The 16,602-nt window shown below is 71.1% G+C and carries 14 protein-coding genes and 1 pseudogene; 7 read left to right on the forward strand and 8 right to left on the reverse strand.

The window, feature by feature from the left end; translation table 11 throughout:
• The first annotated feature begins 10 nt into the window (after positions 1-10).
• Positions 11-1,237 carry a histidine kinase gene (locus ABZ826_RS09995; protein ID WP_361445017.1) on the forward strand — a complete coding sequence of 409 codons (1,227 nt, stop codon included), beginning with the start codon at positions 11-13 and terminating at the stop codon, positions 1,235-1,237.
• Between the two features lie 76 nt (positions 1,238-1,313).
• Positions 1,314-1,952, forward strand: a complete 639-nt coding sequence (locus ABZ826_RS10000; RefSeq protein ID WP_361445020.1) for a response regulator transcription factor — start codon at positions 1,314-1,316, stop codon at positions 1,950-1,952.
• A 42-nt stretch (positions 1,953-1,994) separates the two neighbouring features.
• On the opposite strand, the pseudogene ABZ826_RS10005 reads toward ABZ826_RS10000, so the two are convergent.
• From ABZ826_RS10005 to ABZ826_RS10015, 3 genes and pseudogenes are all read right to left on the reverse strand, one after another.
• Positions 1,995-2,168 (reverse strand): annotated as a pseudogene (locus tag ABZ826_RS10005) (MFS transporter); the annotation flags it as partial.
• A 156-nt stretch (positions 2,169-2,324) separates the two neighbouring features.
• Complete coding sequence (locus tag ABZ826_RS10010; RefSeq protein WP_361445481.1) at positions 2,325-3,521, reverse strand: lipid-transfer protein; 1,197 nt, start codon at positions 3,519-3,521, stop codon at positions 2,325-2,327.
• Positions 3,522-3,596: 75 nt separating this feature from the next.
• On the reverse strand, positions 3,597-5,774 hold the full coding sequence (locus ABZ826_RS10015; RefSeq protein WP_361445023.1) for an acyl-CoA dehydrogenase: 2,178 nt from the start codon (positions 5,772-5,774) through the stop codon (positions 3,597-3,599).
• 332 nt (positions 5,775-6,106) lie between these two features.
• Here ABZ826_RS10015 and ABZ826_RS10020 point away from each other — a divergent pair, with 332 nt between their 5' ends.
• Entirely contained in the window at positions 6,107-7,921 is a 1,815-nt protein-coding gene (locus ABZ826_RS10020) for an MFS transporter (protein ID WP_361445026.1), read from the forward strand.
• Positions 7,922-7,973: 52 nt separating this feature from the next.
• Here ABZ826_RS10020 and pepE read toward each other — a convergent pair whose 3' ends face one another.
• Both pepE and ABZ826_RS10030 read right to left on the reverse strand, forming a co-directional pair.
• Positions 7,974-8,702, reverse strand: coding sequence for a dipeptidase PepE (gene pepE / locus ABZ826_RS10025; protein ID WP_361445029.1), 729 nt, complete (start codon positions 8,700-8,702; stop codon positions 7,974-7,976).
• 62 nt (positions 8,703-8,764) lie between these two features.
• Positions 8,765-9,595, reverse strand: coding sequence for an IclR family transcriptional regulator (locus tag ABZ826_RS10030; protein ID WP_361445032.1), 831 nt, complete (start codon positions 9,593-9,595; stop codon positions 8,765-8,767).
• Positions 9,596-9,770: 175 nt separating this feature from the next.
• On the opposite strand from ABZ826_RS10030, the gene ABZ826_RS10035 reads away from it, so the two are divergent.
• From ABZ826_RS10035 to ABZ826_RS10045, 3 genes are read left to right on the forward strand one after another with little or no spacing between them, the layout of a single operon-like run.
• A complete protein-coding gene (locus ABZ826_RS10035) occupies positions 9,771-10,724 on the forward strand; it encodes a DUF1177 domain-containing protein (protein ID WP_361445035.1) in 954 nt (317 codons plus the stop codon).
• Positions 10,724-12,106 (forward strand): cytosine permease, encoded by a 1,383-nt coding sequence (locus ABZ826_RS10040; protein ID WP_361445038.1) that lies wholly within the window; start codon positions 10,724-10,726, stop codon positions 12,104-12,106. Before ABZ826_RS10035 ends, ABZ826_RS10040 begins: the two co-directional genes overlap by 1 nt.
• Entirely contained in the window at positions 12,103-13,431 is a 1,329-nt protein-coding gene (locus tag ABZ826_RS10045; RefSeq protein ID WP_361445041.1) for a M20/M25/M40 family metallo-hydrolase, read from the forward strand. Before ABZ826_RS10040 ends, ABZ826_RS10045 begins: the two co-directional genes overlap by 4 nt.
• Before the next feature lie 119 nt (positions 13,432-13,550).
• Here ABZ826_RS10045 and ABZ826_RS10050 read toward each other — a convergent pair whose 3' ends face one another.
• The 3 genes from ABZ826_RS10050 to ABZ826_RS10060 form a co-directional block, all read right to left on the reverse strand.
• Entirely contained in the window at positions 13,551-14,654 is a 1,104-nt protein-coding gene (locus tag ABZ826_RS10050; protein WP_361445044.1) for a DUF4037 domain-containing protein, read from the reverse strand.
• A gap of 161 nt (positions 14,655-14,815) precedes the next feature.
• Positions 14,816-15,031 carry a DUF397 domain-containing protein gene (locus ABZ826_RS10055; protein WP_361445047.1) on the reverse strand — a complete coding sequence of 72 codons (216 nt, stop codon included), beginning with the start codon at positions 15,029-15,031 and terminating at the stop codon, positions 14,816-14,818.
• Positions 15,032-15,037: 6 nt separating this feature from the next.
• Complete coding sequence (locus ABZ826_RS10060; protein WP_361445484.1) at positions 15,038-15,919, reverse strand: helix-turn-helix transcriptional regulator; 882 nt, start codon at positions 15,917-15,919, stop codon at positions 15,038-15,040.
• A gap of 81 nt (positions 15,920-16,000) precedes the next feature.
• Here ABZ826_RS10060 and ABZ826_RS10065 point away from each other — a divergent pair, with 81 nt between their 5' ends.
• Complete coding sequence (locus tag ABZ826_RS10065; protein WP_361445050.1) at positions 16,001-16,519, forward strand: DUF6415 family natural product biosynthesis protein; 519 nt, start codon at positions 16,001-16,003, stop codon at positions 16,517-16,519.
• Positions 16,520-16,602: the final 83 nt, after the last annotated feature.

A 16,602-nucleotide genomic window follows, 5' to 3' on the forward strand; every position in this document is an offset into this window, starting at 1 on the left:
AGGAGTGGACATGCTCAGGAACCGGACAGGGCGGCGGACGGGTACGCGCCGGGAACGGCGCGCACAGCGGCGTGAGAACCGGCGCCCCGGCCCGCCCGGACCGTACACCCTGCTGCCCTGGCTGCTGATGGGCATGGGCTCCTTCTCCAACCTCTTCCAGGGCGAGGCCCCCAACCCCTGGCTCGGCGGTCTCGGGCTGTTCGTCTTCAACTCCCTCTACATCTCCGTGGTGTTCCGCGGCTTCGACAAGAGGAAGCGCGAGAGCCCGGTGTCGTACTGGCTGCTCGCGGCGATGGCCGTCGTCACGTTCGGGCTCGCGATCGGCTACGGCGGAAGCTGGCTGCTGTTCTTCCCGCTGCTCTCGCTGGCCTGCGGCACCATCCTGCGCAACCGGCGGCTGGCCGCCGGTCTGCTCTCGCTCGCCGCAGTGGCCACCGTCATCGCCGTGTGGCGCGGGAACGGCGGCTCCGACCCGTGGACCATCGGGTACGGCACCTTCATCTCGGGCGCCGTGACCGCCGCGATCCTCACCCTCGCGGAGACCGTGATGGAACTGCGCGCGACCCGGCAGGAACTGGCCCGCACCGCCGTCGAGAAGGAGCGGCTGCGGTTCTCCCGCGATCTGCACGATCTGCTGGGCCACACGCTCTCCGTGATCGTGGTCAAGTCGGAGGCCGCGCGCCGACTGGCACCGCGCGACATGCATGCGGCGCTCCTCCAGGTCGCGGACATCGAGTCCGTCGGCCGCCAGGCCCTCACCGAGATCCGTGAGGCCGTCACCGGCTACCGCGAGGGGAGCCTCGCCACCGAACTGGACCGGGCCCGCTCCGCGCTGGCCGCCGCCGGGATCGAACCGGAGCTCCGCCGCTCCGGACCGCCGCTCGCCCCACAGGCGGAAGCGCTGCTGGGCTGGGTGGTGCGAGAGGCCGTCACCAATGTCGTACGCCACTCCCACGCCACCACCTGCATGTTCGTGGTCGACGGCACATCCGAACGGGTCCGGCTGACGGTCACGGACGACGGCTACGGCCCGGACCCCGACGCACCGGCCACACCCGGCATCGGCGGCACCGGACTGACCGGCCTGACCGAACGCCTCGCCGCGGCGGGCGGCTTTCTGGAGGCGGGCCCGGGGCCGGAGCGCGGCTTCGTACTCACCGCCGAACTGCCGGTGGACGGGCCGGGCGAGACGGATCCCGCGGACGCCACGGCCTTGCCCGGCACGCGGAGCCGGTGAGCGGGCCCCGGGGTGAGCGGTCCGTCGGCATGGCGACCTTCGCCGCCGTACACCCCCGGTCTGAGACGCTGGCCGTATGACTGACATGCCCGGCGGGCGGCCCTCGAAGTGTGTACGCGTCCTCCTCGCCGAGGACCAGGGCATGATGCGCGGCGCGCTCGCCCTGCTGCTCGGTCTGGAGCCGGACATCGAGGTGGTGGCCCAGGTGGCCGCCGGGGACGAGATCGTGGACGCCGCCCTGCTGTCCCGCCCCGATGTGGCGCTCCTGGACATCGAGCTCCCGGGCCGCAGCGGTCTGGACGCCGCCGCCGATCTGCGCGCGGAGGTGCCGGACTGCCGGGTGCTGATCCTCACCACGTTCGGCCGCCCCGGCTATCTGCGCCGCGCGATGGAGGCCGGGGCGGCGGGGTTCCTGGTCAAGGACGGACCGGTCGAGGAGCTCGCCGACGCGATCCGCCGGGTGCTGAGGGGCGAGACGGTCATCGACCCGGCGCTGGCCGCCGCCGCGCTCAGCGCCGGTCCCAGCCCGCTGACCGCGCGGGAGCGGGACGCGCTGAACGCCTCGGTGGACGGGGCGACGGTCGCCGACATCGCGGCGAAGCTGCATCTGTCCGAATCGACGGTGCGGAACTATCTGTCGTCGGCGATCGGCAAGACCGGTACGCGCAACCGGATGGAGGCGGTGCGCGCGGCGCGGCAGCAGGGGTGGCTGTAGGCGGCCGGGGCGGCCCTGTCCGGGTCGGTGCCGAGCGGACCGCTGGCGCGGCAGCCGGAGCGCCATCAGCAGCTGTCCGCCCAGCAGCACCGTGCCGGCCGTGCGGAACGCCGGCGCGTACCCGGCGGTGAGCTCCGCCGACCCGGTGCCGCCCGCGGTGCGTGCCGCGGCGACGGTGGAGAGCGCGGCGAGACCGAGCGCGGCGCCCATCGGTCGTCCTCGCAGCCGTTCGGGGGCCGGTACATCGGTATTCGGACCGACCCCGGCTCGGTCCGGCGACGTGGCGGGACGCGCGCCGATCGCCCCGTCGGCCTTCGCCGATCGGCCCGCCTGCCTCCGCCGATCACCCGCTGATGTCCGCTGATCGCCTCACTACCGCCGCAGCAGCGTCACCACCGCCGCCCCGCCGAGCCCGATGTTGTGCGCCAGGCCGACCCGTGCGTCCGCCACCTGCCTGCCCTGTGCCTCCCCCCTGAGCTGCCAGGTGAGTTCGGCGGCCTGGGCGATTCCGGTGGCGCCGAGCGGGTGCCCTTTGGAGATCAGCCCGCCGGACGGGTTGATCACCCACCGGCCGCCGTACGTGGTGGCCCCGGACTCGACGAGCTTCCCGGACTCGCCCTCGCCGCACAGGCCGAGCGCCTCGTAGGTGAGGAGTTCGTTGATGGAGAAGCAGTCGTGCAGCTCGATGACGTCGAGGTCGCCGGCCGAGAGCCCCGAGGCTGCGTACACCTGCTGGGCGGCGGCACGCGACATCGGCTGCCCCACGGCGTCGATGCAGGTGCCGGAGGCGAAGGAGTCGTCCGTGTCGGTGGTCATGGCCTGGGCGACGATCTCGACCGCCCGGTCGCCCAGGCCGTGGCTCTCGACGAAGCGTTCCGACACGACGACGGCGGCCGCCGCCCCGTCGGAGGTGGGTGAGCACTGGAGTTTGGTCAGCGGCCGGTGGATGGTCTTCGCGGCGAGGATCTCCTCGACCGTGTACGGGTCCTGGAACTGGGCGTACGGGTTGTTCACCGAGTGCCGGTGGTTCTTCGCGCCGACTGCGGCGAGCTGCGCCTCGGTCGTCCCGTACCGCTCCATGTGCTCCCGGGCCGCGTTGCCGAATATCTGGGCAGTGGGCGGGCTCATCCCAAAGCCGTGGGCGGCGGCCATGATCCCGTAGTGCCGGGCCACCGGTGACGTCCTGAAGTCCGAAGCGCCGCCGTCGGCGCCACCGCCGCCGAGCGCACCGCGCGCCATCTGCTCGAAACCGAGCGCGAGGACGCAGTCGCTGCCGCCGCCCTCGACGAACTGCCGGGCCATCATCAGCGCGGTGGAACCGGTGGCGCAGTTGTTGTTGACGTTGTAGACGGGCACTCCGGTCAGCCCGAGTCCGTACACGGCGCGCTGACCGGCGGTGGAGGCCTGGAAGCAGTAGCCGACGACGGCCTGCTGGACCTGTTCATAGGTGAGCGAGGCATCGGCGAGCGCCGCCGTTCCGGCCTCCTTCGCCATGTCCCAGTACTGCCAGTCGCGGGTCTCGGGCTTCTCGAACTTCGTCATGCCGACACCGACGACGTACGCCTTCATGAGCTTCATCGGCTTCATGGGCCGCGTGGTCTCCATGGGCTTCGTGGGCTTCATCGGCTTCATGGGCAAGTCCCTTCAATCGCGCGGGAGGCCGAGGATGCGCTCGGCGACGACATTGAGCTGAACCTGGGTGGTGCCGCCCGCGATGGTCAGACAGCGGGACATCAGAAAGCCGTGCACGGCCCGCTCCCCCGCGCCTTCGCCGACCGCTCCGGCCGGGCCGAGGAGTTCGAGGGTCAGTTCGGCGACCTTCTGCTGATGGGTGGTCTGGACGAGCTTGCGGACGGAGGCCCCCGCGCCCGGTTCCAGGCCGGACACCTGCCGCAGGGTGGTCCGCAGTCCGATGCAGGCGAGTGCGTGGGCCTCGGCGGCGAGTGCTCCGATGCGGGCCCGGTACGTGCCGTCGAGTTCGCCGGAGCGGGCGATCAGCGCCTCCAGGCCAGTGTCGAAGGTCATCTGGTCGGCCATGTGGACGCGTTCGTTGCCGAGGGTGTTGCGGGCGACCCGCCAGCCGTCGTCGATCTCGCCGACGACGGCGTCGGCGGGCAGCAGGACGTCGTCGAAGTACACCTCGTTGAAGAGGGAGTCGCCGGTGATCTCCTTCAGCGGGCGGATGTCGATGCCCTCGGTGTTCTTCATGTCGACGAGGAAGTAGCTCAGACCCCGGTGCTTGGGGGCGTCCGGGTCGGTCCTGGCCAGCAGGATGCCGTGGTCGGCCGACCGGGCGGCGCTCGTCCACACCTTCTGCCCGTTGATCCGCCAGCCCTCGTCGGTCCGCTCCGCCCTCGTGCGGAGCGAGGCGAGATCGGAGCCCGCGCCCGGTTCGGAGAACAGCTGGCACCAGAGGAGTTCGCCGCGCAGGGTGGGCAGCACATAGCGTTCCTGCTGCTCCGGCGTCCCGTGGGCGAGGAGCGAGGGCACCACCCAGGTGGCGATCCCGAGATCGCTCAGCTTCACCCCCTGAGCCTTCAACTCCCGCTGAACGGCGAGTTGCTGGACGGGCCCGGCGCCCAGGCCGTAGGGGGCGGGGAGGTACGGGGCGGCGTGGCCGGTGGGCGCGAGGGCGCGGCGGGCGGCCTTCGGGTCGAGGCCCCGGGCGGTGGCGACCGCTTCGCGCGCCTCGGCGCGGTGGGCGGCGGCCTCGGCGGGGAGTTCGAGAACGAGCTCGCGGCGTGCCCCGCCCTCGGCCAGCCGGGCGGCCCGCAGCCGGTGGGCGTCGCCGGGCCCCAGCAGCTGCCGGGCCACCAGGGCCCGGCGCAGATACAGATGGGCGTCGTGCTCCCAGGTGAAGCCGATGCCGCCGAGGATCTGGACGCAGTCCTTGGCGCAGCCGTAGGCGGCGTCGAGGGCTTCCGACGCGGCGAGGGCGGCGACCATGGACCGTACGTCCGGGTCCTCCTCGTCGGCGGCGCGGGCCCCGTCCCACACCAGCGCACGGGCCCGCTCCACCCGTACGAGCATGTCGGCGCAGAGGTGCTTGATGCCCTGGAACTGTCCGATGGGGCGGCCGAACTGTTCGCGGACCTTGGCGTATTCGGCCGCGGTGTGCAGCGCCCTGGCCGCGGTTCCGCACGCTTCGGCGGAGAGGAGGACGGCGGCGAGGTCGCGGACGTGCGCGGTGTCGGTCCGTACGACGCGTTCCGCGGGGACGAGTACGCCCTCGGCGCGGATCTCGGCCGTGGGACGGGTCGGGTCGGCGCTGCGGTGCGGGCGGGCGGTCAGCCCTTCGGTGGCGGCGTCGACGGCGAACCAGAGGGTGCCGGTGGCCGATTCGGCGGAGATCAGGAGGAGGTCGGCTTCGGCGCCGGAGAGGACCGGCGGGGCCGCGCCGTCGAGGAGATGGCCGTCCCCGTGCTCCACGGCGGTGAGAGTGCCGGGGCCGAGTGCGACGGCGCCGATGCGCGTACCGGCCGCGAGGTCGCGTACCCGCTCGTCCGCGCCCGCCGCGTGCAGTACGGCGGAGGCGAGGGCGCTCGCGAGGTACGGGCCGGGGAGCGCGGCCCGGCCGGCTTCCTCCAGGACCACGGCCAGATCGAGAAGTTGGCCGCCTCCGCCGCCGCACGCCTCGGGCAGATGGATGGAGAGGAGGCCTTGTTCGGCGAGCCCGTCCCAGTATTCGGGGCGCACGCCGGGGGCGCCCGGGGTGTCGGCGTCGAGGAGCTTGCGGATCTCCTCCGGCGGTACGGCGCGTGCCAGCCACCCCCGTACGGCCTGCGCCAACTCCTTCTGTTCTTCGGTGATTCCGATGCCCATGCGGATCCTCGCCGGTCGCAGCCACTGGAACGGCGCAAGAGTAGAACACGTTTCATTCTGACGGAAGGTCAGCACAGCGCCGGATGACAGCCGAAGGAGGGTCCCAGGGACGGCCGGAGGGGCGGTTCGGGGCGGCCGGATCGGCGCACGCTCCGGGCCGAATGCGCGGCCGTGCCTCGTTCGCGCCGTCGTGCCCCGTTCGCGCCGCGTTCACCGGAATACCCCGGCGACAAGGAAGGTTTCACCCTGCACATACTTGGCGGCCGGCGCCGCCCGCGCCGGACCCGCACCCCGCTCCAGACCCTCGACCACGCCGCCCGGAGGCCGCACGTATGCCACAGACGACGAACGAACAGCACAGCGGGGAACTCCCCGATCCGCGGCCGCGCAGGGCGGGCGGCGGGGTCGTCCCCGTACTCGCCTTCGCGGGAATCACCGTCGCGGTGATGCAGACCCTGCTCGTCCCCGTCATCAAGGACCTGCCCGCCCTTCTGCGCACCGATCCGTCCAACGCCACCTGGGTGATGACCGCGACCCTGCTCGCGGGGGCCGTCGCGACCCCGATCATGGGGCGGCTCGGCGACCTCTACGGCAAGCGGAAGATGCTGCTCGCCAGTCTCGCCGTGATGGTGATCGGTTCACTGATATGCGCCTTCACCGACGATCTCGTGATCATGATCGTGGGGCGCGCGCTCCAGGGTTTCGCCATGGGTGCCATCCCGCTGGGCATCGGCATCATGCGCGACGAGCTGCCGCGCGAGAAGCTCGGCTCGGCGATGGCGCTGATGAGCTCCTCGATCGGGGTGGGCGGTGGACTCGCGCTGCCCGCCGCCGCGCTGGTGGCCCAGCACACCGACTGGCACACCCTGTTCTTCGGTGCGGCCGGTCTCGGCGTGCTCTCGATGGCGCTCACCGTCCTCGTCGTACCGGAGACCACGCTGCGCGCCCCCGGACGGTTCGACCTGGTCGGCGCGCTCGGCCTCTCCCTGGGTCTGGTGTGTCTGCTGCTGCCCGTCACCAAGGGCAGTGACTGGGGCTGGACCTCGGGCAGCACGCTCGGACTGATCGCCGCCGCCCTGGTGATCCTCGTCCTGTGGGGCCTGTTCGAACTGCGCAGCCCGGCCCCGCTGGTCGATCTGCGGACCACGGCCCGGCGCGAGGTGCTGCTCACCAACCTCGCCTCGATCATGGTCGGGGTCGCGTTCTACGCCGTCTCGCTCGTCCTGCCGCAGCTGCTCCAGCTGCCGGAGTCGACGGGGTACGGGCTCGGCCGGTCGATGGTGGTCGCGGGGCTGTGCGTGGCGCCGCTGGGTCTGACGATGATGTTCGTCGCCCCGCTGTACGCCCGGCTGTCCGCCCGCCGGGGCCCCAAGGTCTCGCTGATGCTCGGCATGCTGATCATCGCGATCGGTTACGGGGCGGGGCTCGGGCTGATGAGCGCCGCCTGGCAGACGGTCGTGATCGCGGTGGTGCTCGGGGCCGGTATCGGACTCGCGTACTCCTCGCTGCCCGCACTGATCATCGGAGCCGTGGATCCGTCCGAGACGGGTGCGGCCAACGGTCTGAACACCCTGATGCGGTCGATCGGCACGTCGGTGTCCAGTGCCGTGATCGGCATGGTGCTGGCCAACACCTCGGTGCGGACGGGCGGGGTGTCGCTGCCCTCGATGGAGGGGTTCCGCATCTCGTTCCTGATCGCGACGGGCGCGGTGGTGGTCGGGCTGGTGCTGGCCTCGTTCCTGCCGTCGCAGCGCGAGGCGATGCGCCCGGCTCTGCTGGCGAGCAGCGACGACGACGCGCCGGCCGCCGCACGCTCCGTCTCCCGCCCCGTCACCGGCTCGGGCGGCTTCCGCGGCCGGGTGCTGGACGCGGACGGTGCGCCGGTGGCCCGCGCCAACGTCACGCTGATCGACCACCGGGGCCGGCAGGCCGGTCTCACCGTGGCGGACGAGGACGGCCACTACATGCTGGCCGCCCCGTCCGGCGGCAACTACGTGCTGGCCGGATCGGCCGCCGGGTACGCGCCGCGCGCCCGCCCGGCGGCCTACCCGGGCAACGGGCTGCCGGTCGACGCCGATCTGGTGCTGACGGCCGGGGCCCCTCGCCTGGATCACGCCGGGCTCGCGGGCCCCGGCACCGCACCCTGATCCGGGCCGACCGGGCCGATCCGGCCCGGCCCGGCCCTGCGAACGAAGGGGCTCAGCGCACCGGAGCGTCGAACCGCGGTGTCGCCGCGAGCAGATGAGAGACGTCCGACCCCGCCGGAAGCTCCTGCGGCAGCGCGCCGCGGGTGAACAGCCGGGCGGGGCGGGCACCCTGCACCCGGGCCTGGCGCCCGTTGACCCGCAGCCAGGAACCCTCGCGCAGGCCGAGCACCGGTACGTCGTTCTCCTCCAGGAACTCGGTGAGCCGCTCCTCGCGGGTCTCGCCCTTGTGGGTGCTCTCCGGGTCCGGGTCCAGATAGTGCGGGTTGATCTGGAACGGGACGAGGCCGAGGGTCTCGAAGGACGGCGGCTGCACGATGGGCATGTCGTTGGTCGTACGGAGGGTGGGCGCCGCCATGTTCGTCCCCGCGCTGGCTCCCATGTACGGCAGCCCGCCGCGCACCGCTTCGATCACGGCGTCCCGCAGACCGGTCCGGTACAGGGCGCTCAGCAGCCGGAAGGAGTTGCCGCCACCGATGAACACGGCGTCGGACGCGGCGAGTTCGGCGACCGGGTCGGCGTTCTCGTGGACCCCTCGGACACTGATGCCGGACGGCGCGAGGGCGTCGCGGACGCGTGTGGTGTACGCGGTGTAGTCGGCGAGCGCGTAGGGGACGAAGGCCAGCCGGGCGCCGGAGGGCAGGAACGCGGTGACGGTGTCGAGGGCGTGTTCCAGATAACCGCGCCCGTACTGGGTGGAGTTGGAGAGCAGCAGCAGATTCACGGGGTTCCTCTTGGTTCTGTTCTGGTTCTTGGTTCTGTTCTGGTTCTTGGTTCTGTTCCGGATCAACGGTCGGTGCGAGGGCGGCGGGCGCGGGGCTTCGGGCGCTGCGGAGGCTGGGTCAGCCGCCGCTCCAGCAGCTGGGCCGCGTGGCGCAGGGCGTCGAGCCGGTCCTCGGGCGCCCCGCGGAAGAGTTCCTCGGCGCCGCCGAGGCTGAGGCTCCCGTACGGCTCGCGTCCGAGGAACACCGGTACGGCGACGGTCGCGATGCCGGTGTCGTACTCGCCGACCGTCCAGGCGTACCCCTGGGCGCGGACCTTGAGGAACTCCTCCTCCAGCCGGTCCGGGTCGGTCACCGTCCGGTCGGTGAAGCGGGCCATCGGGCGGCCCCGGAAGAGCCGGTGGCGCTGCTCGTCGGGCAGATACGCGTAGTACGACTTGCTGGTCGCCCCGGCGTGCGCCGGGTAGAGCTCGCCGACCAGTGGGTAGTAGCGCAGCGGCCCGGCCTCGCCCTCCTCCGCGGCGACGCACCGCATGTGGAAGCTGTCCGGCAGACAGAACAGGACGGTGTCGCCGGTGACCCGGCGCAGCTCCTCCAGGACCGGTCCGGCCAGCAGCTCCAGTGATCCGGAACGCTCCCAGAGCCTGCCCAAGCGCAGCACGGCGGGGCCGATGCGGTAGCGCCGGGTGGCGGGGTCGGAGACCAGGAAGCCGCGCCCGGCGAGCGTGGCGAGCAGCCGCTGGGCCACCGAGGTGTCCCAGCCGAACTCCTCGGCGACCTCGGTGACGCCCCAGTCGGGCCGGGTCCGCTCGAAGGCGAGCAGCACCAGGAGCGCCCGGTCGACGGTTTGCAGTGCCCCGGCGGGGGTGCGCCGGTCCAGATCGAAGTCCGCCATCGTCATCTCACCATTCAGACCTGAATTGCAAATAACGGGAAACAGTTGCGTTCAACGCTATCCGATCCCGAATGTTGCCTCAGCACCCCGCCCCGCGCTTCCCCCGTCGAGCGCCTCGGCCCGGGTGCCCGGACTGCGCCGCCCCGGGTGTCCGGATGAGTGAGAAAGGCCCCCCATGTTGAAGTACGTGCTGGACATCGTCGAGCTGCTGGACGATCCCCAGGTCAATGGCAAGACGGTCGCCGAGTACCTCGACTCCGTGAGCGGGGCCGAGGGATCGTCCGCCCAGGTCACCACGGTCACCGGCGAGCGGGGCTCGACGGACTTCGTGATGGTCCGCATCCCCGGCTCCCAAGGACGTACGTCCGGGGGCAGCGCCCGCACGCTGGGCGTGGTGGGCCGGCTCGGCGGAATCGGCGCCCGGCCCGAGGTGACCGGCATGGTCTCCGACGCCGACGGCGCGGTCTCCGCGATCGCCACCGCCGCCAAGCTGCTCGACATGCGCCGCCGCGGCGACGTGCTGCCCGGCGACGTGATCGTCGCCACGCACATCTGCCCGGACGCGCCGACCGAGCCGCACGACCCGGTGCCGTTCATGGGCTCGCCCGTGGACATCGCCACCATGAACCGCCACGAGGTGACCGGCGAGATGGAGGCCGTGCTCTCCATCGACACCACCAAGGGCAACCGCATCATCAACCACAAGGGCCTCGCCCTGTCGCCCACCGTCAAGGAGGGCTGGGTGCTGCGGGTCAGCGAGCAGCTCGGCGAGCTGCTGGCCGTGGTGACCGGTGAGCCGTTGGTCACGTACCCCGTGACCACGCAGGACATCACCCCGTACGGTAACGGTGCACACCACATCAATTCGATCCTGCAGCCCGCCACCGCGACGGCCGCTCCGGTCGTCGGCCTGGCCATCACCTCGGCCGCCGCGGTACCGGGCTGCGGTACGGGCGCGAGCCACGAGACGGACATCGCGTCCGCCGCCCGCTACGCCGTGGAGGTCGCCAAGACCTACGGCAGTGGCCACCTGGACTTCCACGACGCGGTGGAGTTCGACAACCTCGTCAGCCGTTACGGGTCGCTGGCGCACCTGCAGACCCTCGGCCGCACACCCCAGGAGTCCTGATGGCAGCCACCCCGCAGGCCGAGGCCGTGGCCCCCGAGGCCAGAAGCATCGGCAGCGACGACTACTCGCTGTCCCGCGTCCCGCGCGACAAGCGTTTCGGGTTCTGGTCCATGCTGCTGCAGTGGCTGGCCCAGTCCGGCTCGATCTCGCAGTTCACCCTCGGCGCCACCATCGGTGTCGGCATGACCTTCGGGAACGCGTTCCTCGCCTTCACGCTCGGCGCGGTGATCCTGGAGATCGTGATCTTCGCGATCGGTCTGGCCGGTATGCGCGAGGGCCTGGCGACCCCGATGCTGACCCGCTGGGTCGGCTTCGGCCGCAACGGCTCGGCGCTGGTCAGTTTCGTCATCGCGGTCAGCCTGGTCGGCTGGTTCGGCGTCCAGAACACGATCTTCGGCAACAGCGTCTCGGCGCTGGTCGGCGGCCCGTCCTGGATGTGGTGCGTACTGGCGGGCATCGCCATCACCGCCCTGGTGATCTTCGGCTTCAAGTACATGGCCGTCTTCGCCAAGATCGTCACGCCGCTCTTCTTCGCGATGGTCGCCTGGTCGATCGTCTCGACGCTGAAGGACCACTCCCTCAGCGACCTGATCCACTCGCCGGCCCCCGGCCAGACGATTCCGCTCGCCGTCGCCGCCACCGCCATCGCGGGCGGATTCATGACCGGTGCGATCGTGGCCCCGGAGATGACCCGGTACAACCGGAAGGGCTCGCACGTCTTCCTGCAGAGCGCCTCGTCGATGATCCTCTCCGAGTACATCGTCGGCATGACCGGTGTGCTCCTGGGCCACCTGGTCAAGAGCAACGAGGTGTCGCACATCGTGCTCTCCACCTCCGGTGCCTTCGGCGTCATCGTGGTCCTGATGTCCACCGCCAAGATCAACGACTGGAACCTGTACGGCTCCTCGCTCGGCGTCGTCAACTTCTTCCAGGTCGTCTTCGGCAAGCGGATCCACCGCGGCGCGGTCACGATCGTCCTCGGCATCGCCGGCACGGCCCTGTCCGCGGTCGGGATCATGACCCACTTCACCGAGTTCCTCTCCATCCTCGGCGTCGCGATCCCGCCGATCGGCGGCATCATCGTGGCCGAGTACTGGGTCGTGAAGCGGATGCGCAAGCCGCTGGACGACACCCGGGAGTCCGAGACCCTGCCGAAGTCCTCGCCGACCTGGGTGCCGATGTCCATCGCCATCTGGATCGCGGCGTTCTGCGTCGGCAAGTTCTACGAGGGCGGCATCCCGGCCCTGAACTCGCTGGCCACCGCCTTCATCCTGTACAGCGTCCTCGGCCTGCTGGGCTGGGTGAGGCCGTACGGCACCTCCACCCTGGACGACGAGGACGCCCCCGCCGCCCGTGCGACAACCACTGTGGGAGCAGCATGACCACCCCCGACCCCACCGCCTCGTTCGTCCCGGCCTCCGACGAGGCGCAGGAAGAGGTCATCGAACTCTGCGCCGAGCTGATCAGGTTCGACACCTCCAACCCCACCAGCGACGAGCGCGCGAGCGCCGACTGGGTGGTGAGCCGCCTCGCCGAGGTGGGCATCGACTCCGAACTGGTCGAGTCGGCGCCCGGCCGGGCCAGCGTCGTCGCGCGCATCGCGGGCAGCGACTCCGGGCGCGGCGCCCTCCTGGTCCACGGCCACTTGGACGTGGTTCCCGCCGACGCCTCCGAGTGGCAGGTCCCGCCGTTCTCCGGCGAGATCCGCGACGGCTACCTCTGGGGCCGCGGCGCGATCGACATGAAGGACACGGTGGCCGTCATGCTGGCCACCGCCCGCCACTTCGCCCGTACCGGCATCAAGCCGTCCCGCGACCTGGTCCTCGCCTTCCTCGCCGACGAGGAGGCGGGCGGCAAGTTCGGCGCCCACTGGCTGGTCGAGCACCGTCCCGAGCTCTTCTCCGGGGTCACCGAGGCGATCGGCGAGGGCGGCGGCTTCTCCTTCGCCATCGACGACACCCGTCGCCTCTACCCGATCGAGAACGCCCAGCGCGGCATGGCCTGGATGGAGCTCACCGCCACCGGGCGGGCCGGCCACGGCTCGTCCCCCAACGACGAGAACGCGGTCACCGACCTCGCCGAGTCCCTGGCCCGCATCGGCCGCGAGACCTTCCCGATCCGTCTGATCGAACCGGTCCGCGCCCTGCTCGAAGAGGCCGCCCGCCTCTACGGTGTCGAGTTCGACGAGAACGACATCGAGGGCAGCCTGGAGCGGCTGGGCCCGGTCTCCGACTTCATGCAGGTGGTGCTCCGCAACTCCGCCAACCCCACCATGTTCGACGCGGGCTACCAGACCAACGTCATCCCCGGAAAGGCGACCGCCCGGGTGGACGGCCGCTTCCTGCCCGGCCACGAGCAGGAGCTGGTCGACACGATCGACAAGCTTCTCCTCCCGTCGGTCAGCCGCGAGTGGGTCAACCACGACATCGCGATGGAGACGACGTTCGACGGGCCGCTGGTCGACGCCATGTGCGCGGCGGTACGCGCCGAGGACCCGGACGGCCACCCGGTCCCGTACTGCAACCCCGGCGGCACCGACGCCAAGGCCTTCACCCACCTCGGCATCCGCTGCTTCGGCTTCAAGGGCCTCAAGCTCCCGCACGACCTGGACTACGGCCGCCTCTTCCACGGCGTGGACGAGCGCGTCCCGCTGGAGGGACTGCGCTTCGGCGTCCGCGTCATGACCCGACTCTGGCAGAGCTGCTGACCTCCACATCGCACCCCTGCCAGGGGCGCCCCGACCCGGGCTCACCCCTCGTACGCCCCCGCCGATTCCTTCGGCGGGGGCGTACGGCGTCGTCGCGGTACACCACCGGTGCGGCGGGTTCAGGGTCCCGGGGTGTCGAGCGCGGCCCGGGTGACGGCCTGCGCGGACTCGGGCCGGCCGAGGACGTCGGTGCTGTCGACGAACTGATCGACGGCCCCGGACACCGGCAGGGCGCGCACGGCCGGGTCGGTGATGCGGGCGGTCAGGGCGGCGGTGAAGCGTTCGGCGTGCAGCACCTGGAACGGCCGGTCGTGGTACGGCCGGGTGGCCCGGTCGACCGGCTCGGTGAGGGCGAGCCGGTTGTGCAGGGCGGCGACCGTCTCGTAGGCGCGGCAGAGATGCGGTTCGCGGGTGCGCCAGTCGGTGGCGGCGAGGGCGGCGGTGAGATGCGGAGTGAGGGCGGACGCCCCGGGCGTACGGGCGAAGGCGGAGCCGAGCCACTTGCTGTACGGCGGATAGCGGCGGTCCATCAGCAGACAGAGCCGCATCAGATCGCGCACCAGCCGGGCGGCGACGACGGCGGAGCCGAGTTCGTCGCCCACTTCACCGCAGCGGCCCACGAAGGCTTCCTCCTGGGAGATCCGCTGCCACTGGCAGGCCAGCAGGTGGAGCCAGAGGTCGTGGGGATACCAGTCGAGGGCGGCGCGGGCCGGGGCGAGCCGCCCGAGCCCGTCGTGGAAGACGGCCCCGGCGGTCACCTCGGCAAGTCGCTGGGTGGGGGTGGCCAGCCAGTCCGCCGGGGTGATGTCCTCCCCCGGGTCGAAGCCGAGCCGCGCGACGAACCAGGCGGCCGGGTCGGTGATCTCGACCCGGTGGCGGACGGGCCCGTCGGTCGCCTGCATGACGGCGACGCCCCCTTCACCGGTGGAAGCGAAGTGGGTCGGGTAGCCGCAGAAGGTCTTCGGCAGGCGCTCGGAGAGCAGGTCACTGATCCGTGCGCCGTGACGGGTGACGTCCTGCGGGCTCAGGAAGAGCTGAACGCGGGGGCCCCAGTCATGGTCCGCGGAGCGGGCCGTGTCGAATCCGAGGACCTCCGAACCGCTGCCGATGCGAGCGGCGGAGTGCACCAGTCCGGGGGCCGCCTCCTCCAGTACTGGACGTACGGCTTCGAAGCAGAAGCGGCGGCAGAGCTCCAGGCCGGGAAGAAAACGGGGTGCGTCCATGGCGGGCAGGGTGCCGGACCGCCGCGCGACGCGTCGAAGGGTTTTACCGGTGGACACCGTCCTGCACGGGGCGGACCTTCACCCCTCGCCCGTTCCGCCCGCCACGGCACACGGCAAAGGTCCCTGCCGACCTCCTGGCAGGGACCTCCGTTCAGTCGCCGTCAGGCAACGGTGCCGACGGCCTCTACCCCGTCGACGAACGCCAGCCAGGCAGCGACCGGGAAGACGCAAACGCCCTGCTCCGGGTCCTTGGAGTCACGGACGGCCATCCGGTGCCCGTCGAGCCGGGCGCCCTCGACACAGTTACCGCCCTGGTCATTGCTGTAGCTCGACTTGAACCAGTCGGCTCCGCGCAGGGTCTCAGCCGTGATGCTCATGGGTGTTCATAGCTCCTTGATTGCCGTCTGGATCATACTCAAGGACTCCTGCGGTCCAGGAGCAAGTGCGGATAGGTCGGTGAACGCCTCGCCGTAGCGCTCGACGCTGTCCTCTCGCCTTGTGACCCACGCGTCTGCCAGGTTCTCCAAGTAGACGATCGGCTTGAGGACCGCTCGGTCCGGGAAGTGCAGGACGACGAACGGCCCGTTCATCCCGGAGTGCGCACCCAGCTTGAAGGGAATGACCTGCACTCGTACGTTCGGCATCGAGTCCGCCAGCTCGGCGATGTGGCGGAGCTGGTCACGCATGACAGACCGAGAACCCACCTGCCTGCGCAGGACGGCCTCGTTGACGATGGCCGTGAATTTGAGCGGTGCGACCTCCCGCCGCAGCACCTCCTGCCGCGTCACACGCACCGCGACGAGCTTGTCCACCTCGTCCGCGCCAAGACCTTGATGAGCCCGCTGATGGATGACTCGGACGTACGCCTCGGTCTGAAGCAGTCCGGACACGAACTCCGACTCGTACGTCTGAAGCACGCTCGCTGTCGCTTCCAGACCGAGGAACGCCTTGAACTGGGGTCCGATGACTGGCCGATACTCCGGCGACTGCCACCAGTCCTGCTTGGTCTTGGTGACTGCCGCGTACCCCACGAGCAATGCACGCTTTTCCCGGTCGGCGCCGTAGATCTCACATAGAGCCATCACGTCACTCGTCTCGACGGAGGCGTTCTCTCCGGACTCCAGTCGGGTGAGTTTGGACGGGCTCCAGATGAGCTGCTTGACCACCTGAGTGGACTTCAAGCCGATGGCGACGCGTAACTGACGTAGCTCGCTGCCCAGTTGGAGGCGGCAAAGAGCTGCGCGACTCTTACTGTCAGTTGCCAGATGAGCGCACCAAGCGACCGATCGGCCACGGATCGCCGCGCCCGTGCGCCCCACGCCCCATCCCAGGGCCAGGAGTCCCCCATGACAGACCCCACGCCAAGTCGGCCGTCGGGACCGGCCGCGAAAGCCGTCGCCCTCGACACTGCCGACCTCCCCTTGGACGTCGAAACCGCGACTCAAACCGCCGATGCCGCCCTCGAACTCCGACTCGGCACCACCACGCGCCGGGAGATCGACACGTGGACGGCCGAACTGCGTGGACGCATCAGCCTCTTCGCCGAAGCGGTACTCGACCGCGAACAGACCACCGCAACGTGCTCCGCCCGGTGGAAGGTTGACCAGCTCCTCGCCTCCGCACCGGGAGACGGCGTCCTCGTCTTCAGCGCCTACCAGTACCTGCGCGACCTCGCCCGGATGCTGCGATGGCTGGTCACCGAGCACCGGAAACGGACGGAGACGGTCGACGCCGCTCCCCTTCTCACCTGTTCGCCACCGGGCGCGCCGCCCGACGGCGACGCACACGTCGAGGCCCGCCCGGCCCTCGTCGGCCCCGCACCTCACCGCGAGGCCATGCCACCCGGGAACGGGAACCGGACGTGACCGAACTCCACCGGCAGATCGCGTACATCGTCTGCCTCACCGTCCTCGGGGGCTCGCTCGTCGTGGCGGTGTTGCGGTGACGC

The sequence above is a fragment of the Streptomyces sp. NPDC047515 genome (assembly GCF_040643055.1).
In the GTDB taxonomy this organism is placed as follows: domain Bacteria; phylum Actinomycetota; class Actinomycetes; order Streptomycetales; family Streptomycetaceae; genus Streptomyces.

Coding starts and splice junctions, on each gene's coding strand:
- ABZ826_RS09995 (WP_361445017.1), top strand. CDS start 11: ATGCTCAGGAACCGGACAGGGCGGCGGACGGGTACGCGCCGGGAACGG.
- ABZ826_RS10000 (WP_361445020.1), top strand. CDS start 1,314: ATGACTGACATGCCCGGCGGGCGGCCCTCGAAGTGTGTACGCGTCCTC.
- ABZ826_RS10010 (WP_361445481.1), bottom strand. CDS start 3,521: ATGAAGGCGTACGTCGTCGGTGTCGGCATGACGAAGTTCGAGAAGCCC.
- ABZ826_RS10015 (WP_361445023.1), bottom strand. CDS start 5,774: ATGGGCATCGGAATCACCGAAGAACAGAAGGAGTTGGCGCAGGCCGTA.
- ABZ826_RS10020 (WP_361445026.1), top strand. CDS start 6,107: ATGCCACAGACGACGAACGAACAGCACAGCGGGGAACTCCCCGATCCG.
- ABZ826_RS10030 (WP_361445032.1), bottom strand. CDS start 9,595: ATGGCGGACTTCGATCTGGACCGGCGCACCCCCGCCGGGGCACTGCAA.
- ABZ826_RS10035 (WP_361445035.1), top strand. CDS start 9,771: ATGTTGAAGTACGTGCTGGACATCGTCGAGCTGCTGGACGATCCCCAG.
- ABZ826_RS10040 (WP_361445038.1), top strand. CDS start 10,724: ATGGCAGCCACCCCGCAGGCCGAGGCCGTGGCCCCCGAGGCCAGAAGC.
- ABZ826_RS10045 (WP_361445041.1), top strand. CDS start 12,103: ATGACCACCCCCGACCCCACCGCCTCGTTCGTCCCGGCCTCCGACGAG.
- ABZ826_RS10050 (WP_361445044.1), bottom strand. CDS start 14,654: ATGGACGCACCCCGTTTTCTTCCCGGCCTGGAGCTCTGCCGCCGCTTC.
- ABZ826_RS10055 (WP_361445047.1), bottom strand. CDS start 15,031: ATGAGCATCACGGCTGAGACCCTGCGCGGAGCCGACTGGTTCAAGTCG.
- ABZ826_RS10065 (WP_361445050.1), top strand. CDS start 16,001: ATGACAGACCCCACGCCAAGTCGGCCGTCGGGACCGGCCGCGAAAGCC.